We start from the raw sequence: 21445 nt of genomic DNA, 5'->3' as shown, positions 1-21445 counted from the left end.
GGACGTTTTTCCCCTTCCCCCAGACGGACTTAGCTTACAGGCTCAGTGATGGGTATGCCAAGAGCGGTGTAGCGGTTGAGGACGGCGATACGGACTTGGATTTCCGCGACCTGCCTTTCGAAGTCCCTGGCCATTAGCGATTGGCCGAGTAGTTTTATACAATGCATCTTCGTTTCGACGCGGCTTCGGCGATGGTATCCACTCCAGCGTCGCCACAGAGTGCGACCCAAGTATCGCTGCGCACTGACCGCGTCATTTCGGGCAATAGCTCCGGCGCTCGTCGGTTTCCAGGGCTTGGCATTCTTGCGTGGCGGGATCACTGCATGGGCCTCTCTGGCGGCAATCGCCTCGTGGCATTTACGCGTGTCATACGCCCCATCTGCGGTGACGCTGCCGATGTCTTGATCGGGCGGGATTTGGTTCAGAAGTTCGGGCAGAATGGGAGCGTCTCCGACGTTGCTGCTGGTGACCTCAACCGTCCGAACCTCCAGTGTTTCCTCATCGATTCCAATATGAATCTTGCGCCAGATGCGTCGTTTGGAGACACCATGCTTACGGGCATTCCATTCGCCCTCTCCTTCGGCTTTGATACCGGTGCTGTCGATGAGCAGGTTCAGCGGTCCTTTGGACCCGCGATACGGCAAGCTCACGTTCAGTGTTTTCTGACGTCGACATAAGGTGCTGAAATCCGGCGCGGCCCAATCCAGCCCGACCAGTCGCAGCAGGCTCTGGACGAACCCAGTTGTCTGTCGAAGCGGCAGGCCAAACAGGACTTTCAGCGTCAAGCAGGTCTGAATGGCGGCGTCACTGAATTGTTGCTGCCGACCGCGCTTGCCGCTTGGCGGCGGCGTCCAAACCATCTCTGGATCAAACCAGATCGACAACGATCCACGTTGCTTCAAGCTGTCATTGTAGGATGACCAATTCGTGGTCTTATATTTGGTAGGGGTCCAACTGCTCATGCCTTCCAGTTATCACGCTGGATTCATACAGTGAATCCCATCCGAGGATTTGTGCAACAAAGCCGTGCTCTCAACACCTCGTCCACCGATAAACCGTGACTACTCGACTGTTGATCGAAGTCAGCTACATTTGAAAGGGCGTGAGTATATTTCTTTTGTAGGCTGGGGAGGAGTGTTTCTACAAAATCATCCATCTTTAGAACCAATAACCCCCATAAACTCACGCCATTCCCCCTTGGACATCCCAGAGGTCTCTTGCGTGACTTCCTCACCCTTTAGCATCCGGCGGATACAATCAAGGGATGTATGGGACAGGGTAGCTCCACCAAGGCGGTAATCCTCGAAGGCTTTGTAGGCGGCGGGCACCCAGTCGGCGACGACGTTGCAGATGGCATCGGCATAGACGCGGATTTCGTATTGGGCGTGGGCATCGGCGCGCAGGCGCAGGAAGTGGAACAGGTTGTGCAGATCGACCTTCCAGTACCATTGCGTATAGATGTTGGTGGGCAGGTTCATGCGGGCCAGTTCGCGGGCCAGACCGTCCTGGGGTTGGCCGTCAGGGCCGGTTTCCGAGATCATCGCCTCGTAATTGTCATAGGCGCGGTTGCTGTCGGTCTTGAGGATTTCGAGCACGCGGGCGGCCTCGGCCCCTTCGAGCACGCCGCCGCGCCCCTGATTGTTCACGACGCTTTGGGCATTCGTGTGTTCGGGCGTGGGGATATAGAATTCGCGGTCCAGGATCGAATAGCGGGCGGAGTATTCGTTGACGTTGGCGGTGCGGTGGCGGATCCACTGGCGCGCAACAAAGACGGGCAGTTTCACGTGCAGTTTGATTTCGCACATTTCGAACGGGGTCGAATGCCAGTGACGCATGAGGTAGCGGATCAGCCCTTCGTCGTTCTGGACGGATTTGGTACCCTTGCCATAGGACACGCGGGCCGCCTGACAGATCGCGGCGTCGTCGCCCATATAGTCGATGACGCGCACGAACCCGTGGTCAAGGACGGGGATCGCCTTGTAAAGATGGTCTTCCATGCCCTGTGACACGGCACGCAAAGTGGGCTGTGCGGTGCTGCGCAGGGCGTCAATTTCGGCTTGTTGGTCTGGGCTGATGGGCATGGGGCGCGTCCTGTCAAATGGCGTGGGATTCGCCGCTCACTATATATGCGCAAAACCCAGTTCGGAACCGCGATATGCGGTATTGTTTTTAAGTAGCACTTTGCGGGTAAATGCCCCCAAGGGGTGTAGTATCGTTGACAATAGCCCCCAAGATTGACGACTGTTGCCGTAATTAAAAAAAAATTCGAGGCAGACAGATATGAAATTAGGCGCAGCAGGGCTCGTGCTTTGTCTTGGCTTGGCGGGATGTGGCGATGGCACTCCGTTTAATGGCGAGACCGACACAACAGACGGCGGAGCGGGCGATACCGCCCCCGGTTCGGTTTATCTGAACACCGACAATCAGAATCTGACCGCCAACAGCATCACCTATGACGCTGACAAGGACGAATTGACGATCAACAACATACCGTTTGACGATCCCAACAACACCTATGTGCGGATCAAAGATACGGCCTTTAGCAACGGGTTTGCCGCCTACCAAAGCGACCCCGCGCCCGACAGTAACGAATTCCGGTATTTCGCGGTTTTCCGACGGTCTGATTCAGGCCTGTCTCAGGCCGGGGCCACGCAATCGAACGCATATATCGAATTCGGTTTCGGCGGGGCCGGTGCGCAGCGGGTCAGCGGCAACACGGCGGTGCCTGCAACCGGGATATATTCCTATTCGGGTGAATATGCCGCGGTGCGTGTCGTTCGGACCACCGATGATAACGACAATCCGGTGGCCGGGTTGTATTATGTCACAGGTGGCATGGAGATGACGGCCGACTTTGGGGACTTTGACGAGGTTGGTGCCGTGGGGGGGGTGGTGCGCAACCGCACGCTCTATGACACTGCGGGTCAGCCGTTGGGTGCGCTCGACGGTATTGTGTCTTTTGCCAACAGCGAGATCGACCGCACCACAGGCACGATCAAGTCTGGCACCGCCGTCGAGGTGACAGGCGGCACGCAGACCTTGAATGACGGCTATCAGGGCGGCGAAATCAGCGCGACAGGCAATTGGAGCGGCGTGTTCGCCGGCCCCGGTGCCGAAGAGATCGCGGGCATTGTGTTTGTCGAAGGCGCAGGCATGCGCGAGGTCGGCAGCGTGGTCGTGACCTGCAAGACCGCGCCGGAATGCACCGACTGATGCGGCTTGCCCCGCTTCTGGCGTGGGTCTGTCTGGCCGGGGTCAGTGTGGCGCAAACCACATTGAACCCCGACGAAGCCCGCATTGCAGCCGCCCGCTTGCTAGTGGGCGGCCAGGCGCAGGCGGCCGCCGACATCACGACGGTCTTGCTCAAACGTGATGCGCAGGACACGACCGGCCTGTTGATCCACGCCCAGGCGATGCGTACGCTGAAACGCTATCCCGAGGCGCAAAAGGCAGCACGGCAGGCATGGGCGTCGGCCAAGACCGATCAGGATCGATATGGCGCGTCCATCACGATGGCGCAGGCGCTGTCGTCCGAGGGCAAGAAAACCCGTGCGCAAATCTGGTTACGGCGCGCCACCCATGTGGCCCCCACCCCTGCCCTGCGCGCCCGCGCCATTCGCGATTACGGATTTGTGCGCAAGACCAACCCCTGGTCGGTCAACCTGTCATTTGCCGTCACCCCCAGCGATAACGTCAACAACGCGCCCCGCGACAATACGCTGGTGTTGGGCGGTCTGGTGTTCACCGATCCGTCGGCTGTGCCGCTGTCGGGGGTCGAATTCACCAGCGATTTAAACCTGCGCTATACCTTGTCGCAAAGCCAGAAAAAGCGCGATTTCATCGCCCTGCGCTGGACAGAAAACCACGTCACCTTTACCGACGACGCCGTGCCTGCGGGGGTTGAGGCGTCGGATTTCTCGTATCGGCGGCTAGAGGGCACTGTCGGGCGCGATTTCATTTCCGGTCCCGATGCCCCGCGCCAGACTGTCGCTGTCAGCTTTGGCCGGTTGTGGACATCTGAAACGCCGCTGGCTGACGAAGTGCGCGTGATGTGGAAGCAAAGCTATGCCCGCCCCGAGCGGCGTCAATTCACTTGGGCTGCCTCTGCGGGATATTCAGACCGCAAGGACAATGCCCGCCGGTCGGGCGTGACAGCAGACCTAAGCGCGCAGTGGTTTCGGCCTTTGGAAGGCGGGTCCGCCCTGTCTTGGAGCACCCAGATCGGCCGCACAGATACCGACAGTGCCGCGCTGACCCATACTAAGGCGGGGTTTGGCATGACCTATACCCATGCAAAACCGATCCTTGGCGGTCAGGGGCAACTGGCGCTTGGCAGCAGCATCAGCCAATATGACCATGCGATTTACGGGGCCGAGGCACGGCGCGACGTAAAAACGTCAGTTTCTGCGTCTCTTTTGATGGTAGATTTTGACAGTTACGGCTTTGCCCCTAAATTCACATTGGAAGCGAGCCAGACATCGTCGAACGTCACCCGCTTTGAGACAAGAAATCTTGGACTGCAAATTGGGGTACAATCCCTCTTTTAGCGTCCGTCACAGACCAGAAAGTAGGACCTCCATGCCGATCAAATATCTTCACACAATGGTGCGCGTAAAAGACTTGGAAAAATCCAAGGCATTTTACGAATTGCTTGGCCTGGTCGAGCGTCGCCGCATGGACCACGAAGGCGGGCGCTTTACGCTGGTGTTCATGTGCCCCCCCGGACAGAACGACGGCCATGCCGATGTTGAACTGACCTATAACTGGGATGGCGATGACGCCCTGCCCGATGACAGCCGCCATTTCGGGCATCTCGCCTATACTGTCGAAAACATCTATGACACCTGCAAAATTCTGCAAGACAACGGCATCGTGATCAACCGCCCCCCCCGCGACGGGCATATGGCCTTTGTGCGGTCGCCCGACAATGTATCGATCGAACTGCTGCAAGAAGGTGACGCGCTGGAACCGGCAGAGCCGTGGACCAGCATGGAAAATGTCGGTCACTGGTAAGGCTGATGTTCAGGGTCGCGTCCTTGGCCACCGCATTGCTGGTTTTCCCTGTCGCCGTTTCGGCGGCGGGGTGCCGGTTGGCGTTGGTTCTGGCCCTGGACGTATCCAGTTCTGTCGATGCGGCAGAAGATCGTTTGCAGCGCGGCGGCACCGCGTCGGCGTTGGTGTCGGACGCTGTGGCACAGGCGTTTTTCGCCTCGGATCTGCCGGTGGCGCTGGCGGTTTACGAATGGTCGGGCCGCTATAACCAGGAGCTGATCCTGGATTGGACCTTGATTGACACGCAGGCCGATCTGCTGCGCGCCGCCGAAACCGTGGCGACAAGCACCCGCAGCCACAGTGACTTTCCAACCGCGATGGGTTACGCTTTGGGCTTTGGTGCGGGGCTGTTGGACCGCGCGCCCGCCTGTTTGTACAAGACGCTTGATATGGCGGGGGACGGGCAGAATAACGAAGGCTTCGGGCCGCAAGCGGCCTATTCCGAGTTCCCCTTTAACGAGGTGACGGTGAACGGTCTGGTGGTGAACGCCGCCGATTTCGAGGCCGAAACCGGGTTGATTGCGTTCTATCAGGCCGAGGTTTTGCACGGGCCGGGGGCGTTTATGGTCGTGGCCAACGGGTTTGACGATTACGGACGCGCCTTGCAAATCAAGCTGGAGCGCGAATTGACGCCGCCCGCAATCGGGTCGCTGGATACGCCAGCGGGGGCGGGATGATCCGCACGGTTGCCTGCATCTTGGCGCTGTCTTTTGCCGGACCTGCCCATGCCGCCTGCCGTCAGGCGCTGGCGCTTGGGTTGGATGTGTCGGGGTCCGTCGATGCGCAGGAGTATCGTTTGCAGATCAACGGCTTGGCCGCCGCCTTTGACAATGTGGCGGTGCGCGATGCGCTGTTGTCATCACCCGGCGCGCCGGTATCTGTGATGGTATATGAATGGAGCGGCCCGTCGGATCAGGCGGTGATTGCGCCCTGGGTGACGATGGTGGATGCCGCCAGTTTGAACGGGTTTATCGAGACTTTGCAGCAAACTGCGCGGCGCGATGTGTCGCCGGGGACGGCGTTAGGCACGGCGATGGCCCTTGGTGCGGTTTATCTGGATGAAAAGCCCGCGTGTTGGAAGCGCACCCTGGATATTTCGGGGGATGGAAAATCCAATCTTGGCCCCCGCCCCCGCGACGTGAAAGACGCAATTTCGGCGCGCGGGGTGACGGTGAATGCGCTGGTCATCGGGGCGGATGGCAGCGGTTTCGGGGGGCAAGGTCAGGGCGAAATTGGCGAATTGTCGTCCTATTTCAGGGCCGAAGTGATCACCGGGCCGGATGCATTTGTGGAAACGGCCTTGGGGTTTGACGATTACGAGGCCGCGATGACCCGCAAGCTGCTGCGCGAACTGGAGGTGTTGGCGGTGTCGGATCTGTCGCTGGACTAGATTTGCCGCACCTCGCCTGACACGCGAATGGACGCGCCTTTTTCATCGGGGATTTCGGCGGTGATGATGGATTTCGCGCCCATATCCTCGCCTTGGATGATGGTGATTTTGCCACCATGCGGCCATTTGATATCGCGCAGATACCCTGCGAATGCGGCGGCGGCAGCACCGGTTGCGGGGTCTTCGATCACCCCGCCAGAGGCAAAGGCGTTGCGGACGTGGAAGCGCTGGTTGTCCTCGACCCAGACCAGCGCGATCGTGACAATCCCGTGGTCCCGCATCAGGTCGCGACCCGCTGCCAGATCGTAGGACATCGCGGCCAATCTATCCCTTCTTTTCAGGGCAAGGATCAGATGTGTGGCCCCTGCCCCGGCAAATGTGGGGATAAACCGGGGATCAAGATCGCTTTTTTGCAAGCCGAGAAGCGACAACGCGGCATCCGTCAGACCTGATTTAGCGGGCGCGCTATGGGTCGCGGGAGATTGCAAGGCCGCGTGCATCTGGCCGTTTTGGTTGTGCCCTTCTACGGTGATGGCGGTGTCGTTCAGGGTCAGTTTGAACATGCCGTTGCCCTGCGCACTGGCCAATGCAGCCCCCAAAGCCACGGTGGCATGACCGCAAAACGGCACCTCGCTTTCGGGAGAGAAATACCGCACGCGCCAGGCATCGCCCTGAGGATGGGCAAAGACGGTTTCGGAATACCCCAGATCCGCCGCGATCTTGCGCATCTCGTCTTCGGAAGGGTGCTGTGGCGCGATGACGACGCCCGCAGGGTTGCCCCCCTTGTTTTGTGTCGAGAACGAAGCGAGGCGCAGCGGTTGCATGGTGTGATCCCTGTTTTGCGTGTCGGGATCATGGGGTGGTCAGGCTCAGGCGTCCAGACCAAAGACGGCCGCAATGCAATGTGATTTGATGCGCGCCCCGCACAGAAATTGATCAGTAGATATACCTGATCTGATCCGTCCAATACCGTTCCATCCGCTTGAGCGAGTGGGTTATTTCCTCCACCCCGGCGGGTCCGAGCACGCCTTTGCTTTCCAGACCGACCGCGTGCCGGGCAAAAAGGTCGGACACGACATCGCGGATTTTGCGGCCCTTTTCGGTCAGGCGCACACGCACCGACCGGCGGTCGATTTCGCAGCGCTGGTGATGCATATAACCCATATCGACCAGCTTTTTCAGGTTATAGCTGACGTTGCTGCCCTGATAATATCCGCGGGTTTTCAGCTCTCCGGCGGTGACTTCGTTGTCGCCGATGTTGAACAGCAACAGCGCCTGAACGGCGTTGATCTCGAGCGCGCCGACCCGTTCGAATTCGTCCTTGATCACATCCAGCAAAAGCCGGTGCAATCGCTCCACAAGGCTAAGCGCCTCTAGGTAGCCGACCATAAACCCCTTTTGCGAACCCGGCAGGGCGATTGGGTCTTGGATACTCATAATCTCTCTCCGACTGGAATTGCTTTGCCGGAACCTGAACAAAAAAGAGAAATATATCGTTAAACCAGATAGATGCTTGTCATGAGCCGCGTGAGCGGCCCAAAACAGGCGCGCTAAAGCGGGTTGGCGGCGATGTGGGCGCGGATTTCCTCGATCATCGCGGCAAAGGCTTCGGGCGGTGAAGTTTGCGCCGTAACCCATTGATAAAGATCATGATCATTTTCGCTCAGCATTTCGTCATACAGGGACAAAGTGGCGTCATCCATCCTTTCCAACCGTGTCGCGGCATAGGATGGAAGGATCAAATCCATCTCTTTTATTCCGCGCCGCATGGAACGCATGTGCAGCCGTTTGACCTTGTGTTCGCGTAGTTCGGCCATTTTATTCTCCTTGCAAAGCGGTGCGCAGGCGTTTTTCAAGACGGCCCAGTTGCTCTGCTCGTTTCAACATATCGCTGCGCAACTCGCGCAATTCGTTCAGCACATCCCTTGCGCTGGCATCGGCGGACGGGCCTTCTTCGGGGGCATCCAGCCCCTCGCCTTCGCCGTTGATCAGCCACATCATCGACACGCCCAGAATGCCCGCCAAAGTGGACAGCCGGTTGGCGCGTGGCTCAGACAGGTCGTCTTCCCAGCCGCGCAGGGTTGACTGTTTCACGCCCAGACGTTTGGCCAAGGCGGCCTGTGACATCCCAGAGTTTTCACGTGCTGCTGCGACGCGGTCCCCGAAAGTGGCCGCATCCGGGCCATACCAATCTTGATTCTCAGTCACTGCATCTCTCCTTTTTGACACCGTTGTTGCTTGAACGGTGCGGGGGTCAGCCCTATGAGTATGGCGTATACATATCAAACTGAGGCCGAAATGGAACTGCTGTCCAAGACACTCGCACGCGTCAAACCGTCCCCCACCATCGCCGTGACCCAAAAAGCCGCCGAACTAAAGGCCGCAGGGCGCGATATTATCGGCCTTGGTGCCGGAGAGCCTGATTTTGACACGCCTGTGAATATTCAGGACGCAGGGATTGCCGCCATCAAGGCCGGTAAAACCAAATACACCGCCGTTGATGGCATTCCGGAGCTCAAGCAGGCGATTTGCGCAAAATTCAAGCGTGACAACGGGTTGGACTATGTTCCCGCGCAGGTCAGTGTCGGCACGGGCGGCAAGCAGGTGTTGTATAACGCATTGATGGCCACCCTGAACGCCGGCGAAGAAGTCGTGATTCCCGCGCCTTATTGGGTCAGCTATCCCGATATGGTTTTGCTGGCGGGCGGCGAACCGGTGATCGCGCCTGCCACGCTCGAGAATGATTTCAAACTGACGCCAGAGGCGCTGGAAGCCGCGATCACGCCAAAGACCAAGTGGTTCATCTTCAATTCGCCGTCGAATCCCACCGGTGCCGGTTATAGCTGGGACGAGGTCAAGGCGCTGACGGATGTGTTGATGCGTCACCCGCATGTCTGGGTGTTGACCGACGACATGTACGAACATCTTGCCTATGATGATTTCAAATTCTGCACCCCTGCGCAGGTTGAACCGGCCTTGTATGACCGCACCTTGACGATGAACGGTGTGTCCAAGGCCTATGCGATGACCGGCTGGCGGATCGGCTATGCCGCAGGTCCGGAAAAGCTGATCGGGGCGATGCGGAAAATCCAGTCGCAATCAACGTCGAACCCCTGCACCATCAGCCAGTGGGCGGCCGTCGAGGCATTGAACGGGACGCAGGATTTCATCCCTGAAAACAACAAGATGTTCGCGCGTCGCCGTGATCTGGTTGTCGACATGCTGAACCAGATCGACGGGGTGATCTGCCCCAAGCCCGAAGGGGCGTTCTATGTCTATCCGTCCATCAAGGGGCTGATCGGCAAGACATCGGCGGCAGGCACAAAAATCACCGATGACGAGGTATTCGCGACCGCCCTGCTGGAGGAAACCGGCGTGGCGGTGGTGTTTGGCGCGGCCTTCGGCCTTAGCCCGAACTTCCGCATCAGCTATGCCACTTCGGACGAAGCGCTGAAGGAAGCATGCAGCCGGATTCAGGGCTTTTGCGCCGCGATGAAGTAAGGGATTTGGGTCCGGCATTGGGTAGGCTGCCGGACTGATCCGAGACACGCGGGACCGTTTGGTGCAAGCAATGCGCTTGCGGTCCCGCCATGTCTTCAGGGAAAATTCATCTATTAGCCATTCAATTGTAACGCGGAATTGGCTATGGATTACGCAAATGCCCGTCTGGAGAACCACTTAGATGTCGAGCGAACTGCCAGAATATTACTTTCGTATTCGTGAAAACGGGGCGGCGGTGTTTCGGATTGATACTGAAAATCGCCAGCGCCGGATCGAGATGGACCAGATCGCCATCGCCAATATCCGCAATGGCGAGATCAAGACCCAAGGCGACCGCGTGTTGTCGGACGAGGATGTGGCGCATATCCGGGCGTGGATGGATGAACGCATGGCCGTTTTGGCAAAGCGCGACATGGACGACATCCACCGCGCCATCGATTATCTGAACCTGACCACGCAATGGGTGCAGTCCAAGGCGACTGACGACCAGCTTGAACAGGTGACCGATGCGTTGCTGCTGGCGATGCATGATTTGCGCAGCACGCTTGTGCGCAAGAAAGCCGACCGGATGACCTAGGACTGTTCTTCGGGGGCGCTACGCAGGCTGCGCATCGACGCCCCCCAGAACCGCAGGTTCAGCAAGACCGCCGCCACGCCAAGCCCGATGACCAGCCCCAGCCAGACGCCGATGCCCTCCAGCCCGGCAACAAAGCCCAACAGATAGGACGCGGGAATACCGACCAGCCAATAGCTGATGCCGGCAAGGATCATCGGTATCTTGGTGTCTTGCACGCCGCGCAGCAGCCCAAGCGCCACGGCCTGTGCGCCGTCGACAAGCTGGAACAGCGCGGCCATGGCCAGCAGCCCCACGCCCACTGCAAGGATTTTGTCACGCGCCGGTTCGTCCTGCTGCATGAACAGGTTGATCAGCGGTTCGGGCCAAAGCACAAAGATCACAATCGTCAGCGCTGCGATAAAGACCGACATGGCGGTGCTGGTGATCGCACCTTTTGCCAGATGATCGGGCTCGCGGCGGCCATAGGCATTGCCCGCGCGGATCGTGGCGACGTTGCTGATGCCCAGATGCACCATGAATGTGATCGACGCCAGTTGCAGGGCGATCCCGTGGGCCGCCAGTGCCACGGTGCCCAGCCAGCCCATCATCACAGCCGATGCCGCGAACAGGCCGACTTCGCTTAGGCCGGTGAAGCCGATGGGCAGACCCAAACGGAACACGCGTGCCAGCATATCCCAATCGGGCCGCCACAGGCGCACAAATATCTGATGCTCGGGCAAGGCTTTCAACACATAGACAATCACCGCCAGCAAGGCGACGGCGTTCGAACCCAGCGACGCAATCGCGGCACCGCGAATGCCCAGTTCAGGCGCGCCCCAATTGCCGAAAATGAACGCGTAATTCGCCAGCACATTGGCGATGGCGGCCAGAATGGTGATCCAGAACACGGCTTGGGTCCGCTCCAGCGCGGCAAGATAGCTTTTCAGCACCATCACCAGCAGGGCCGGAATGATGCCCCACCCCGCAATCGCCAAATATTGGCCGACCATTTCGGCCAATGCAGGATCTTGCCCCATCAGCCCCATCACCGGACGCGACCAGATCATCAAGGGCAGCGCCAGACAGGCAAAACCCAGCGACAGCCACAGCCCCATGCGGGTGGCACGGCGCAGGCTGGTCTCATCGCCTTCGGCCTCGAACGCGGCGACCATGGGCATCACGCCCCAGGCAAAGCCCGATCCAAAGATCAGCAGAACAAAGAAATAGGTACTGGCGAGGGTCACAGCGGCCAGCGCCTCGACGCTGTACCAGCCCACCATGACCGTGTCGGTCACGCCGATAGCGACCTGACCCAGATGGCCGCCAACAAGCGGCAACCCCATCACAGCGATTGCGCGGGCGTGGCCGGGATATGTCATTTTGGTTGTCATCTGCCAGCCTTACGCCAGCATTTGCGCAAGGGAAAGAGGGACCGGACCCGGTTCATCTGGGTGTTTTTTGAAACGGTCGGGGTTTTTCAATCCGCGCACCGTCGCGCCGCGTCACGCTTGCCTAACCCAAGGCTGCGCGTCACAGTTTACCCATCACACTGCGCGCATCACCAAAGGGGCCAACCATGCACAATCGTATCGACCTTATCCGCCCCGACGCGCCCAGCCTTGCCGCACGCGGGCCGCGCCCCATCGGGGTCACCACCCACGAGAGCGACATCCATGCAGGCAGGACGCTGACGACAGAAATCTGGTACCCGGCCCATGCCGATACATCGCCCGGCACCGTCTATCACACGCTGTTGCGTGACGGTGTGACCCCCACCCTGTTGCACGGATCGGCCAGCCGCAATGCCCGGCCCGCGCAGGGAACCGCGCCCTTGATCGTGATCTCGCACGGGTATCCGGGCAACCGGTTCTTGCTGGGTCATCTGGCCGAAAGTCTTGCCGCAAAAGGCTATGTCGTGGCCGCAGCCGACCATGCGGGCAGCACCTATGAGGACCAGCAGGCGTTTGATGTCACCTTGGTGAACCGCCCGCTGGACCAGCGCGGGGTGATTGACGGGATGGCGATGCTGGGCGGCGATCTGGGCAATCTGGTGGATTGCGAAAACGTCGGGCTGGTCGGCTATTCGATGGGCGGCTACGGCGCGTTGGTATTTGGGGGCGCGGGGCTGGCAGCGACCGCACTGGATCACCCGCGCGCGGGCGACAGCGGCGCATTGGCGCAGCATCTGGCAGGGTCCGACAGCCACGCGGCTCTGCGCGACCCCCGTCTGAAAGCCATCATGCCGATTGGCCCTTGGGGCAATGCGCAAGGCATGTGGGATGCGGCCGGTATCGCGCAGATGGACACGCCGATGCTGATGATGGCGGGCACCGCAGATGATGTGTCGAACTATGCCGCGATGCGTGGCTTGTTCGAGGGTGCCGCCAGCGACCGCTATTTGTTAAGCTTTCAGAACGCGGGCCATAACGCCGCCGCCCCCATTCCGGCCCCGTCGGAAAGCTGGGCCATGTCCGATGTGCTGGGCTGGGCCCCGTTTGACCATTATGCAGATGCGGTGTGGGATACCCTGCGGATGAACAACATCGCCCAGCACTTCGCAGCGGCCTTTATGGGGATGCATTTGCGCGGCGAGGCACTGGCACCGTTTCTGGATGGCAGCTGGCAGGGGTTTGCCCAAGGCACGGCATTGGGCCTGACGCTGGAACATTTGCCAGCACGATAAGACGCATTTTTCGAGGAGGGGAAACCAGATGACAGCCCATTGGACCGAAACAGTCGAGCTGAACGGACACCCGTTTTTTATCCGCCATTGGGGGGACAAAGACGCGCCGAAGCTGCTGATGCTGCACGGTTTTCCCGAATATTCCGGCGCGTGGAACGATCTGGCCCCGCTGCTGGCGACGCGGTTTCACTGCATCGCCCCAGACCAGCGCGGCTATGGTCAAAGCTGGCGACCGGCCCAAGTCGCGCAGTACAAGACGTCGCAACTGGTGTCGGATATGGCCGCGTTGATCGGGGACGAACCGGTGATCCTGCTGGGCCATGACTGGGGGGCGTCCGTGGCCTATGCGCTGACGATCGGGCGGCCCGAACTGGTGTCGAAACTGATCATCATGAACGGCGTCCACCCTGCCCCGTTCCAGCGCGAACTGGCCAAGGGCGGGCCGCAAACCGATGCCTCGCAATACATCCATTTCCTGCGCCGCGAAGGGTCAGAAGACATTCTGGCCGCCGATGGTTTCGCCAAACTGATGGGGTTGTTTTCGGCGCATATGGATATGGATTGGCTGCAAGGGGACACGCTTGCGGGGTACAAGGCGGCATGGCGCGATGCGGCAGGCCTGCGCGGCATGGTCAACTGGTACCGCGCCTCGCCCCTGAAACTGGGGCACACCGGAGAGGCGATAGACGATGCGCTGGCCTTTGATCCGGCACGGTTGCAAGTGCGCTGCCCGCATCTGCTGATCTGGGGCGAAGACGACACGGCATTGATGCCCGCATCGACCCAAGGGCTTGAGGATTATGCCCCCGACCTGACCCGCATTGCCATCAAGGGGGCGGATCACTGGCTGCACCACCAAAAGCCACGCGAGGTCGCAGACGCGATTTTGAACTGGCTTTGAAGCGCCGCTTGCGCGCTATTTCTTCGGGCGGGTGAACACCATTTTCTGATCGTGCAAATCCGCAGCTTCGCCCAGCCACGCATGGGCCAGCAGCGCCGGTGCGCGGTTGCAGGCGGACTTCGGCGTTGTTTTTGATCAGCCGCGCAATCGCTTCGCGGGCCTTGCGCTGGTGGGTCTTGGTCTTGTCGCTGCCGCCTGCGGGCAGATAGTGTTACAGCGCGTCGCATTCCTGCAGCATGTAACGCCAGTTCGGCACGTCACGTAGGGTTGTGGTCTGTGGCATGGGAAACCTGGCTTTGGGGTAGATTTGTAGCGCTGATAACAGGATCATTCCGACCGAAAACGCCGGTTTACGACATCATCCGCCCTTCCCCCGCCCTGCGGGCTCTGGCATAGTAAGACCCTAACAAAAAGCAACAGACAGGCAGGCCCCCTATGTCCGATCTTCTTTCCGGTACGCAGCCCTCGGCCAAGGAATACGACGCCTCATCCATTGAGGTGCTCGAGGATATGGAGCACGTCCGTCTGCGCCCCGGTATGTATATCGGGGGCAAGGACGACCGCGCATTGCATCACATGGTCGCCGAAATCATCGATAACTCGATGGATGAGGCCGTTGCGGGCCATGCCACATGGATCGAGCTGGAGCTGCACGAGAACGGCCATGTCACCGTGCGCGACAACGGGCGCGGCATCCCGATTGACCCGCACCCCAAAGACCCGACCAAATCCGCGCTCGAGATCATTTTTTGCACCCTGAACGCGGGCGGCAAATTCTCGGGCGATTCGTACGAGACGTCGGGCGGTCTGCACGGGGTTGGCTCGTCGGTTGTGAACGCGCTGTCCGACCATCTGCGGGTCGAAGTGGCGCGGAACCGTGAACTGTTCGCGATGGAATTTTCGCGCGGCAAACCCCAAGGGCCGCTGGTCAAGATCGGGGCCGCCCCGAACCGGCGTGGCACGGCAGTGACCTTTCACCCCGATCCCGACATCTTTGGCGCGCTGAAACTGAAACCTGCGCGGCTGTTTGCGATGGCGCGGTCCAAGGCCTATCTGTTTTCCGGCGTCGAAATCCGCTGGAAATGCGCCCAGACCGATGGCGACACCCCGACCGAGGCAACCTTCCACTTTCCCGGCGGTCTGGCCGATTACCTGAACGAAACCCTAAGCGGATCAACCACCTATGCCGAAGCCCCCTTTGGCGGGACAGTGGATTTCCGCGAGAAATTCAACGCGCCGGGCAAGGTCGAATGGGCGATCAACTGGACGCCGTCACGCGACGGGTTCATCCAGTCGTATTGTAACACCATCCCCACCCCCGAAGGCGGCACCCACGAGGCCGGTTTCTGGTCTGCGATCCTGAAAGGGGTCAAGGCATACGGCGAGTTGGTCGGCAATAAAAAGGCCGGCACCATCACCCGCGACGACCTGATCACGGGCGGCTGTGCGCTGGTGTCATGTTTCATCCGCGAGCCCGAATTCGTGGGCCAGACCAAAGACCGGCTGGCCACCGTTGACGCGCAGCGCATGGTCGAAAACGCCGTGCGCGACCACTTTGACAACTGGCTGGCGGCGGATACGAAATCTGCCGGTGCGATCCTTGATTTCCTTGTCCTGCGCGCCGAAGAACGCCTGCGCCGCCGTCAGGAAAAGGAAACCGCCCGCAAGACAGCCACCAAAAAGCTGCGCCTGCCCGGCAAGCTGACCGATTGTACCAGCAAAACCCGCGAAGGCACCGAATTGTTCATCGTGGAGGGCGACTCGGCTGGCGGGTCCGGCAAGGGCGCGCGCAACCGTGTGAACCAAGCGCTGTTGCCGCTCAAGGGCAAGATCCTCAACGTGCTGGGCGCGGCATCGGGCAAGCTGAACACCAACGCCGAAATCAACGATCTCTGCGAGGCGCTTGGCGTCGGGATGGGCAGCAAATTCGTGCTGGACGATCTGCGCTATGACAAGATCATCATCATGACCGATGCGGATGTCGACGGCGCGCATATCGCCGCGCTGCTGATGACGTTCTTCTTTACCCAGATGCGCCCGATGATCGACGCAGGCCACCTGTATCTGGCCTGCCCGCCGCTGTATCGTCTGACCCAAGGGGCCAAGCGCGTTTACGTGTCTGATGACGCAGAAAAGGACCTGTGGCTGGAAAAGGGTCTGGGCGGCAAAGGCAAGATCGACCTGCAACGCTTCAAAGGCTTGGGCGAGATGGACGCCAAGGATTTGAAAGAAACCACGATGGACCCCAACACCCGCAAACTGATCCGCGTGACCGTGCAGGAAGACGTGCCCGGAGAGACCGGCGATCTGGTCGAACGTCTGATGGGTAAAAAGCCCGAACTGCGCTACCAGTATATCCAGGACAACGCGCAGTTTGTGGAGGAGTTGGATGTTTGAGGGGCTTATTTCCAGCCTATCAATACTCAAACCTTTCACCCTTAGGGCTGCACTAATTTTTATCGCAGTTTCTGGGAGCCTTCTTTTTACTCCTACGAACTTCATTGCCTCGCTTGGCTTGGGTGAACTTGTCTCAAGCAACAGACCGGCCATTGGTTTACTTTTTTTACTTTCTGCTGCAACACTTGGGACCGAGATTTCAGTAGCGTCTTACAAGTTTGTAGTCGATCAGCATAAAAAAAAGAAATACGGAAAATTCGTAAGGGCACAATTGTCCAACTTGAGTGCCGACGAAAAATCTGCGCTTAGAACCTATATCGAAGAGGATGTTTCGACACGTCACTTCTCGATGTCGCAAGGTGTAGCGCAAGGTCTAGAGGGCAAGGGGATTCTATCGAGAAGTTCAAATTTGGGTGTTCCGGGAAGTGGCGATCATTTCCCCTTCCTGCTCCAGCCAGAAGCTAAGAAGGCAATTCAAGAGCACCCAGAATATATTGGCTGAATAAACTAAACAGGTTTTTTTGAACCTTTTTGCATGTTTTTCAAACCCTATCAGCGACTCGCTAAGGCAAGAGGCGCATTGGTACTGGTCAGGCCTGATGATGACTGCAACCTATTATTATTGCGCCTGCCGACACTCGCCCGAGGCTCCGCCTCGGGCCGCGCCCAACCTCCCCCACGGGGAGGGCGCACTATGTGCCCCCTCGATGCTGACGCATCCCTACGGCCTCGAAAGGTCCACCGGACCTTCCGCAAGACGGCCTTCGGCCCGAGGTCGGGCGCGGCCCTTATGGTGCGTTTGGAGTGATCTTCCCCGACACCGTGGACAAGGCCCCGTGATATCGTAGGGTGGGTGAAACCCACGCGCCTCCCCCACCCCAAACACCGGACCCGCATCATGACGCCAGAAACCGCCCAAACCATCCTCCGCGACCATTTTGCGCCTTGGGTCATGGCACTTTACCCCACGGTCACGGAAATCGGGGCGGATAAAACCGTCCTGTCCATCCCCATCACCAAAGACCTGAACCGCACCGGCGGGATCGTGTCGGGTCAGGCGATGACAGCGCTGGCCGACACGGCGATGGTCATGGCCTGCATGGGGCATCTGGATGCGCTGGCCCCCGTCGGCACGGTCACCCTTGATACCCAGTTCCTACGCCCCGCCAGCGGGGATTCCCTGCGCGCCGAGGCCGAGGTGACGCGCGCCGGCCGGTCGATGATCTTCACCCGCTGCACCATCATCGCAGAACCCTCGGGCAAGCCCGTCGCACTGGCCACGGCGACCTTTGCGCGGTAACGCGGAATTTGCTTGAAGGGGGGCGGCAATTCACTCAACTTGGGATCATGAAACGCGCCCTGATCCTTTTGCTGTTGCTGGCCTCTTGCGGGCGTCCCTTGACGGATAACGAACAGGCATTTGCCCAGACACTTATGGGCGACACGCTGAATTTCCGGCAGGCGCGGCTGCATGACGGGGCACCGTCCAAGGCTGTGACCATGACCCGCAAGGCCCGCCCGCGCACCACCTGCCGCGAACGTATTCTGCCCCCCGAAAAGGTGGGAGAGGTCATCACGACCAAGCCCGCCGCCATTGCGTTGTGGAACACGGTGCTCTTCGACAAGGATTGGTATCTGGAAGATTATCTGCCCGATTATCCCGACAAGATCGGCCTGATTGCGGCGATGATTTTCAGCCACGAGCTGACCCATGTCTGGCAGTGGCAAAACCGCGCCACAACGGGCTATTCGCCGCTGCGGGCTGCGCGGGAACACGGGGGCGGGGCTGATCCCTATCTGTTTGATTTGCAAGCCGAGCCAAAGTTCCATGACTTTGCCTTTGAACAGCAAGGGGCCATCGTCGAGGAATTCGTCTGTTGCCGTGCGCTGGCCCCCCAAGCGCCGCGCACCAAGCGGCTGCATGCGTTGATTTCACAGGCCATGCCGGTCGCCCCCCTGCCCCAAAGCCGCGCCTATGCGGTGCGGATGCCGTGGGACGGGGTCGAATTGAACGGGATTTGCGACTAGCGCTGGATGCTTTCGAGGTACACCAGCAGGGCGGCCAGAACGCGCGGTGTCGGCGTAAGTTGCCCGTCAAGATCAACCGGCACCAGATCAAGCGCCATGTCCTTGCCAAAGTTGGGCATCACCCGGGTCAGGTGGTTTTCCTGCGGATCGCCATAGATATAGGCCAGCGTTTTGGTCTGCGGGAACCGGCCATCATTGTTGCGCGACAGCAGGGTCAGGTCCGGCGGGGTGGTTGTCAGGTTGCCCGCCAGCGGGCCATCCCCGCGCGCGGATGTGCCGTGGCACGCGGTACAGTTCTCGGCAAAAAATGCAGCACCCTCGGGCCGCTCTGGCATGGTGGGTTCGACGCAGGCGGCGATGGCCAGCACACAAGGCACAAGAGTGATCAGGGGCAAGCGCATTTTTGTTTCCTTTTAAAGCTCAGACAAAGTCTTGCTGTTCACCTGCCGCTTTGCCATGATCTGCGTCAAATGAATAGATAAAATTGAGAAATCCGATGGCCCAATATGCGATCATTATGTTGTTGGCGGGGGTCGGCATCCCAATTCTTGCGGCCTTGAATTCGGCCTTGGGTAGCCGCATCGGATCCCCCGCAGCGGCGGCGACAGTGTTGTTTGTCGTGGCCTTCGGGGCCAGCCTGATCGTGGCCTTGCTGACCAATCCGCAGGGGTTTTCCAAGATGCCCGCAGCGCCGAAACATCTGTTTCTGGCGGGGCTGTTTGTGGCCTTCTATGTCTTGTCGATCACCTTTATCGCGCCGCATTTCGGCGTCGGTAACGCGGTGTTTTATGTGCTGTTGGGCCAGTTGTTCAGTGCTGCCGCCATCGACCATTTCGGCTTGTTCGGCGCGCAGGTATCGCCCTTGGGGGCCGCGCGGATGGGGGGCATTGCGCTGATGTGTGCAGGGGTCTGGTTGACGCAGCAGGTCTGATACTGCGCCCGCCTAGTGCGGTACCAATCGCCCTGCGTCCAACCGGATCTGGCGGTCCATCCGTGCGGCAAGTTCAAGGTTATGGGTCGCGATCACGGCTGACAGCCCGGTGCTGCGCACCAGTTCCATCAACGCGCCAAACACCTGATCCGAGGTCGTCGGGTCCAGGTTTCCGGTCGGTTCATCCGCCAGCAAAAGCCGTGGCGCATTGGCCAATGCGCGGCAAAAGGCGACGCGCTGCTGTTCACCGCCGGACAATTCGGCAGGGCGGTGGCTGGCACGGTGCGCGATCCCCACCTGACCCAGCAATTCCAGCGCACGGGCCTGTGCCGCGGCCTTGCCGACCCCGTTGGCAAGCTGCGGCAGAACGATGTTTTCCACGGCCGAAAACTCGGGCAGCAGATGATGAAACTGATAGATAAACCCCACATCACGCCGCCGCACCCCTGTGCGTTTGCGATCGGACTGCCCCGTCATGTCAAAGCCTGCGATCTCAACGGTCCCGCTGTCGGGCGTATCCAGCAGCCCTGCGATGTGCAACAACGTCGATTTACCCGCGCCCGACGGCGCGACCAAGGCGACGACTTCGCCCGGCGCAACGGTCAGGTCGATGCCACGCAGCACTGTGACCTCGTTCGGAAGGCCCGCATTATAGGCCTTGGATATGCCCGACAGGCGCAACACAGGATCATTCATAGCGCAAAGCCTCGACAGGGTTCATCCGCGCGGCACGACGTGCGGGAAAGATTGTGACAATGAACGACAGGCCCAGCGACAGGGCCACCGCCGACATCACATCACCAAATTGCAACTTGGCGGGCAGGAAATAGATGCCGCGCACCGACGCATCCCATGCGGTGCCGCCCGACAGCCAGTTCACCACACCAAAGATCTGGTCGACATAAAGCGCGAACAAACAGCCAAGGATCACCCCCATCGCCGTGCCGATGATGCCGGTAAACGCCCCGCAGATGAAAAACACCCGCAAGATTGAGCCCTCGCTCAGCCCCATGGTGCGTAAAATGCCAATGTCACGGCCCTTGTTTTTCACCAGCATGATCAGCCCCGACACGATGTTCATCGCGGCAATCAACACAAGGATGCTCAGGATCACGAACATCACGCGGTCTTCGATATCCAGCGCATCCAGAAACGCCCCCGACGCATCGCGCCATGTCCAGACCATGCCCCGATCCCCCGCCGCAGCCAGCAAGGCCTGGCTCAGATTATCGACGTTGTCGGGGTCTTCGACCATGACTTCCAGCTCGTCCGCCACCCCTTCGCGGTTAAAGAATGACTGCGCTTCGGCCAGCGGCAGATAGGCGCGGGTGCGGTCGATGTCATAGCGCCCGGCGCTAAAGATATAGACCACGTCATAGGCGTTGATCCGCGGGCTGGTGCCAAGTGCGGTTTTCACACCATTGGGCGAGATGATCTTGATCCGGTCGCCAAGCCCGACCCGCAGCGCCTGCGCCACACCCGACCCGATGGCGATGCCCTGATCGAAATTCGCCAGATCGCCAAGGCCGGTTTCAGGATTGGCAATGCGCGGGATATTGGCCAAATCGCTGCCTTCGATGCCATAAACCTCGATACCGGCGTTGGCTTGCCCCTTGTTCGCCATCACCTGACCGCGCACCAAAGGGGCCGCCTGCGTGACACCGGGCACCTGTGCAACCCGCACCGACATCTCGAGGTAATCGGGAATGCCGGTCTGGCTGACACCGTTTTCGTCAACAGTGGCCATATTATAGACGGTCACATGGGCGTTCGCCCCCAGAATGGTCCCGACGAATTCAGCCCTGAAACCGGACCGCACCGACAGCGTGGCAATCAGCGCGAACACCGCAAGGGTGATGCCGATCAGACTGATCCAGGTCATCACGCTCACGCCGCCTTCGGCCCGGCGGGCGCGCAGGTAGCGCCATGCGATCATCCACTCGAACGGGGCGAAAGGCGGTGTTGTCTGGGCTGGTTTGGCCATCAAAGGGCTCCGGTCTGATAGG

Annotated in this window: 24 protein-coding genes; 14 read left to right on the top strand and 10 right to left on the bottom strand. The window is 59.7% G+C overall.

Translation table 11 applies throughout. The features are described from left to right. Window positions 1-29: 29 nt before the first annotated feature. Window positions 30-962: an IS5 family transposase gene (locus ACSQ13_RS02980; protein WP_435988115.1), complete on the bottom strand. Its 933-nt coding sequence runs from the start codon at window positions 960-962 to the stop codon at window positions 30-32. Window positions 963-1148: 186 nt separating this feature from the next. Next, window positions 1149-2081, bottom strand: a complete 933-nt coding sequence (gene thyX / locus ACSQ13_RS02975; RefSeq protein ID WP_295511905.1) for an FAD-dependent thymidylate synthase — start codon at window positions 2079-2081, stop codon at window positions 1149-1151. 199 nt (window positions 2082-2280) lie between these two features. Between thyX and ACSQ13_RS02970 the strand changes: the two genes are divergently transcribed. Genes ACSQ13_RS02970 through ACSQ13_RS02950 form a run of 5 tightly spaced genes read left to right on the top strand, consistent with a single transcriptional unit; the run spans window position 2281 to window position 6442 of the window. Beyond that, on the top strand, window positions 2281-3213 hold the full coding sequence (locus ACSQ13_RS02970) for a hypothetical protein (protein ID WP_295511903.1): 933 nt from the start codon (window positions 2281-2283) through the stop codon (window positions 3211-3213). Next, window positions 3201-4547, top strand: a complete 1347-nt coding sequence (locus ACSQ13_RS02965; protein ID WP_295511901.1) for a surface lipoprotein assembly modifier — start codon at window positions 3201-3203, stop codon at window positions 4545-4547. Before ACSQ13_RS02970 ends, ACSQ13_RS02965 begins: the two co-directional genes overlap by 13 nt. A gap of 31 nt (window positions 4548-4578) precedes the next feature. Next, on the top strand, window positions 4579-5013 hold the full coding sequence (locus ACSQ13_RS02960) for a VOC family protein (RefSeq protein WP_295511900.1): 435 nt from the start codon (window positions 4579-4581) through the stop codon (window positions 5011-5013). A gap of 5 nt (window positions 5014-5018) precedes the next feature. Next, window positions 5019-5729, top strand: coding sequence for a DUF1194 domain-containing protein (locus ACSQ13_RS02955; RefSeq protein WP_176248506.1), 711 nt, complete (start codon window positions 5019-5021; stop codon window positions 5727-5729). Further along, a complete protein-coding gene (locus tag ACSQ13_RS02950; RefSeq protein WP_176248507.1) occupies window positions 5726-6442 on the top strand; it encodes a DUF1194 domain-containing protein in 717 nt (238 codons plus the stop codon). The genes ACSQ13_RS02955 and ACSQ13_RS02950 overlap by 4 nt, the downstream gene beginning before the upstream one ends. Here the strand turns inward: ACSQ13_RS02950 and ACSQ13_RS02945 are convergent. The 4 genes from ACSQ13_RS02945 to ACSQ13_RS02930 form a co-directional block, all read right to left on the bottom strand. Further along, the gene (locus ACSQ13_RS02945) at window positions 6439-7266 is read right to left on the bottom strand and encodes a PhzF family phenazine biosynthesis protein (protein WP_295511899.1); all 828 of its coding nucleotides are present in this window, start codon (window positions 7264-7266) and stop codon (window positions 6439-6441) included. The genes ACSQ13_RS02950 and ACSQ13_RS02945 overlap by 4 nt on opposite strands. A gap of 112 nt (window positions 7267-7378) precedes the next feature. Continuing rightward, a complete protein-coding gene (locus tag ACSQ13_RS02940) occupies window positions 7379-7879 on the bottom strand; it encodes a MarR family winged helix-turn-helix transcriptional regulator (protein ID WP_176248509.1) in 501 nt (166 codons plus the stop codon). Between the two features lie 113 nt (window positions 7880-7992). Beyond that, window positions 7993-8259 (bottom strand): succinate dehydrogenase assembly factor 2, encoded by a 267-nt coding sequence (locus ACSQ13_RS02935; protein WP_295511896.1) that lies wholly within the window; start codon window positions 8257-8259, stop codon window positions 7993-7995. Window position 8260: 1 nt separating this feature from the next. After that, the gene (locus ACSQ13_RS02930) at window positions 8261-8650 is read right to left on the bottom strand and encodes a helix-turn-helix domain-containing protein (RefSeq protein ID WP_176248511.1); all 390 of its coding nucleotides are present in this window, start codon (window positions 8648-8650) and stop codon (window positions 8261-8263) included. Between the two features lie 90 nt (window positions 8651-8740). On the opposite strand from ACSQ13_RS02930, the gene ACSQ13_RS02925 reads away from it, so the two are divergent. Together ACSQ13_RS02925 and ACSQ13_RS02920 are read left to right on the top strand one after the other, a co-directional pair. Beyond that, complete coding sequence (locus ACSQ13_RS02925) at window positions 8741-9943, top strand: pyridoxal phosphate-dependent aminotransferase (protein WP_295511916.1); 1203 nt, start codon at window positions 8741-8743, stop codon at window positions 9941-9943. Window positions 9944-10124: 181 nt separating this feature from the next. Further along, complete coding sequence (locus ACSQ13_RS02920) at window positions 10125-10520, top strand: hypothetical protein (RefSeq protein WP_176248512.1); 396 nt, start codon at window positions 10125-10127, stop codon at window positions 10518-10520. On the opposite strand, the gene ACSQ13_RS02915 is transcribed toward ACSQ13_RS02920, so the two are convergent. After that, complete coding sequence (locus ACSQ13_RS02915; protein WP_176248513.1) at window positions 10517-11890, bottom strand: MATE family efflux transporter; 1374 nt, start codon at window positions 11888-11890, stop codon at window positions 10517-10519. The genes ACSQ13_RS02920 and ACSQ13_RS02915 overlap by 4 nt on opposite strands. Before the next feature lie 185 nt (window positions 11891-12075). Between ACSQ13_RS02915 and ACSQ13_RS02910 the strand changes: the two genes are divergently transcribed. The 6 genes from ACSQ13_RS02910 to ACSQ13_RS02885 all read left to right on the top strand — a co-directional run bounded on the left by ACSQ13_RS02910 (window position 12076) and on the right by ACSQ13_RS02885 (window position 18508). Further along, window positions 12076-13182 (top strand): alpha/beta hydrolase family protein, encoded by a 1107-nt coding sequence (locus tag ACSQ13_RS02910; protein ID WP_295511894.1) that lies wholly within the window; start codon window positions 12076-12078, stop codon window positions 13180-13182. 28 nt (window positions 13183-13210) lie between these two features. Further along, window positions 13211-14083 carry an alpha/beta fold hydrolase gene (locus tag ACSQ13_RS02905; RefSeq protein ID WP_295511892.1) on the top strand — a complete coding sequence of 291 codons (873 nt, stop codon included), beginning with the start codon at window positions 13211-13213 and terminating at the stop codon, window positions 14081-14083. Window positions 14084-14518: 435 nt separating this feature from the next. Continuing rightward, window positions 14519-16480 carry a DNA gyrase/topoisomerase IV subunit B gene (locus ACSQ13_RS02900; protein WP_176248516.1) on the top strand — a complete coding sequence of 654 codons (1962 nt, stop codon included), beginning with the start codon at window positions 14519-14521 and terminating at the stop codon, window positions 16478-16480. Then, window positions 16473-16982, top strand: coding sequence for a super-infection exclusion protein B (locus ACSQ13_RS02895; RefSeq protein WP_295511889.1), 510 nt, complete (start codon window positions 16473-16475; stop codon window positions 16980-16982). The genes ACSQ13_RS02900 and ACSQ13_RS02895 overlap by 8 nt, the downstream gene beginning before the upstream one ends. Before the next feature lie 396 nt (window positions 16983-17378). Beyond that, window positions 17379-17780 (top strand): PaaI family thioesterase, encoded by a 402-nt coding sequence (locus ACSQ13_RS02890; protein ID WP_295511888.1) that lies wholly within the window; start codon window positions 17379-17381, stop codon window positions 17778-17780. A 47-nt stretch (window positions 17781-17827) separates the two neighbouring features. Then, entirely contained in the window at window positions 17828-18508 is a 681-nt protein-coding gene (locus ACSQ13_RS02885) for a hypothetical protein (protein ID WP_295511887.1), read from the top strand. Here ACSQ13_RS02885 and ACSQ13_RS02880 read toward each other — a convergent pair. Beyond that, the gene (locus ACSQ13_RS02880; RefSeq protein ID WP_295511886.1) at window positions 18505-18909 is read right to left on the bottom strand and encodes a c-type cytochrome; all 405 of its coding nucleotides are present in this window, start codon (window positions 18907-18909) and stop codon (window positions 18505-18507) included. The genes ACSQ13_RS02885 and ACSQ13_RS02880 overlap by 4 nt on opposite strands. 95 nt (window positions 18910-19004) lie before the next feature. Between ACSQ13_RS02880 and ACSQ13_RS02875 the strand changes: the two genes are divergently transcribed. Next, window positions 19005-19439, top strand: coding sequence for a DMT family transporter (locus tag ACSQ13_RS02875; protein ID WP_176248520.1), 435 nt, complete (start codon window positions 19005-19007; stop codon window positions 19437-19439). Window positions 19440-19451: 12 nt separating this feature from the next. On the opposite strand, the gene ACSQ13_RS02870 is transcribed toward ACSQ13_RS02875, so the two are convergent. Continuing rightward, window positions 19452-20135, bottom strand: a complete 684-nt coding sequence (locus ACSQ13_RS02870; RefSeq protein WP_176248521.1) for an ABC transporter ATP-binding protein — start codon at window positions 20133-20135, stop codon at window positions 19452-19454. After that, a complete protein-coding gene (locus ACSQ13_RS02865) occupies window positions 20128-21423 on the bottom strand; it encodes a lipoprotein-releasing ABC transporter permease subunit (RefSeq protein WP_255200080.1) in 1296 nt (431 codons plus the stop codon). Before ACSQ13_RS02865 ends, ACSQ13_RS02870 begins: the two co-directional genes overlap by 8 nt. Window positions 21424-21445 lie beyond the last annotated feature (22 nt).

This window comes from Sulfitobacter sp. SH22 (assembly GCF_965641905.1).
Lineage (GTDB): Bacteria > Pseudomonadota > Alphaproteobacteria > Rhodobacterales > Rhodobacteraceae > Sulfitobacter.
This window is presented reverse-complemented; position numbering and strand designations above follow the sequence as displayed.

Coding starts and splice junctions, on each gene's coding strand:
- ACSQ13_RS02940 (WP_176248509.1), bottom strand. CDS start 7,879: ATGAGTATCCAAGACCCAATCGCCCTGCCGGGTTCGCAAAAGGGGTTT.
- ACSQ13_RS02870 (WP_176248521.1), bottom strand. CDS start 20,135: ATGAATGATCCTGTGTTGCGCCTGTCGGGCATATCCAAGGCCTATAAT.
- ACSQ13_RS02895 (WP_295511889.1), top strand. CDS start 16,473: ATGTTTGAGGGGCTTATTTCCAGCCTATCAATACTCAAACCTTTCACC.
- ACSQ13_RS02935 (WP_295511896.1), bottom strand. CDS start 8,259: ATGGCCGAACTACGCGAACACAAGGTCAAACGGCTGCACATGCGTTCC.
- ACSQ13_RS02880 (WP_295511886.1), bottom strand. CDS start 18,909: ATGCGCTTGCCCCTGATCACTCTTGTGCCTTGTGTGCTGGCCATCGCC.
- ACSQ13_RS02920 (WP_176248512.1), top strand. CDS start 10,125: ATGTCGAGCGAACTGCCAGAATATTACTTTCGTATTCGTGAAAACGGG.
- ACSQ13_RS02925 (WP_295511916.1), top strand. CDS start 8,741: ATGGAACTGCTGTCCAAGACACTCGCACGCGTCAAACCGTCCCCCACC.
- ACSQ13_RS02915 (WP_176248513.1), bottom strand. CDS start 11,890: ATGACAACCAAAATGACATATCCCGGCCACGCCCGCGCAATCGCTGTG.
- ACSQ13_RS02905 (WP_295511892.1), top strand. CDS start 13,211: ATGACAGCCCATTGGACCGAAACAGTCGAGCTGAACGGACACCCGTTT.
- ACSQ13_RS02980 (WP_435988115.1), bottom strand. CDS start 962: ATGAGCAGTTGGACCCCTACCAAATATAAGACCACGAATTGGTCATCC.
- ACSQ13_RS02960 (WP_295511900.1), top strand. CDS start 4,579: ATGCCGATCAAATATCTTCACACAATGGTGCGCGTAAAAGACTTGGAA.
- ACSQ13_RS02945 (WP_295511899.1), bottom strand. CDS start 7,266: ATGCAACCGCTGCGCCTCGCTTCGTTCTCGACACAAAACAAGGGGGGC.
- ACSQ13_RS02910 (WP_295511894.1), top strand. CDS start 12,076: ATGCACAATCGTATCGACCTTATCCGCCCCGACGCGCCCAGCCTTGCC.
- ACSQ13_RS02865 (WP_255200080.1), bottom strand. CDS start 21,423: ATGGCCAAACCAGCCCAGACAACACCGCCTTTCGCCCCGTTCGAGTGG.
- ACSQ13_RS02875 (WP_176248520.1), top strand. CDS start 19,005: ATGGCCCAATATGCGATCATTATGTTGTTGGCGGGGGTCGGCATCCCA.
- thyX (WP_295511905.1), bottom strand. CDS start 2,081: ATGCCCATCAGCCCAGACCAACAAGCCGAAATTGACGCCCTGCGCAGC.
- ACSQ13_RS02900 (WP_176248516.1), top strand. CDS start 14,519: ATGTCCGATCTTCTTTCCGGTACGCAGCCCTCGGCCAAGGAATACGAC.
- ACSQ13_RS02970 (WP_295511903.1), top strand. CDS start 2,281: ATGAAATTAGGCGCAGCAGGGCTCGTGCTTTGTCTTGGCTTGGCGGGA.
- ACSQ13_RS02955 (WP_176248506.1), top strand. CDS start 5,019: ATGTTCAGGGTCGCGTCCTTGGCCACCGCATTGCTGGTTTTCCCTGTC.
- ACSQ13_RS02890 (WP_295511888.1), top strand. CDS start 17,379: ATGACGCCAGAAACCGCCCAAACCATCCTCCGCGACCATTTTGCGCCT.
- ACSQ13_RS02950 (WP_176248507.1), top strand. CDS start 5,726: ATGATCCGCACGGTTGCCTGCATCTTGGCGCTGTCTTTTGCCGGACCT.
- ACSQ13_RS02965 (WP_295511901.1), top strand. CDS start 3,201: ATGCACCGACTGATGCGGCTTGCCCCGCTTCTGGCGTGGGTCTGTCTG.
- ACSQ13_RS02885 (WP_295511887.1), top strand. CDS start 17,828: ATGAAACGCGCCCTGATCCTTTTGCTGTTGCTGGCCTCTTGCGGGCGT.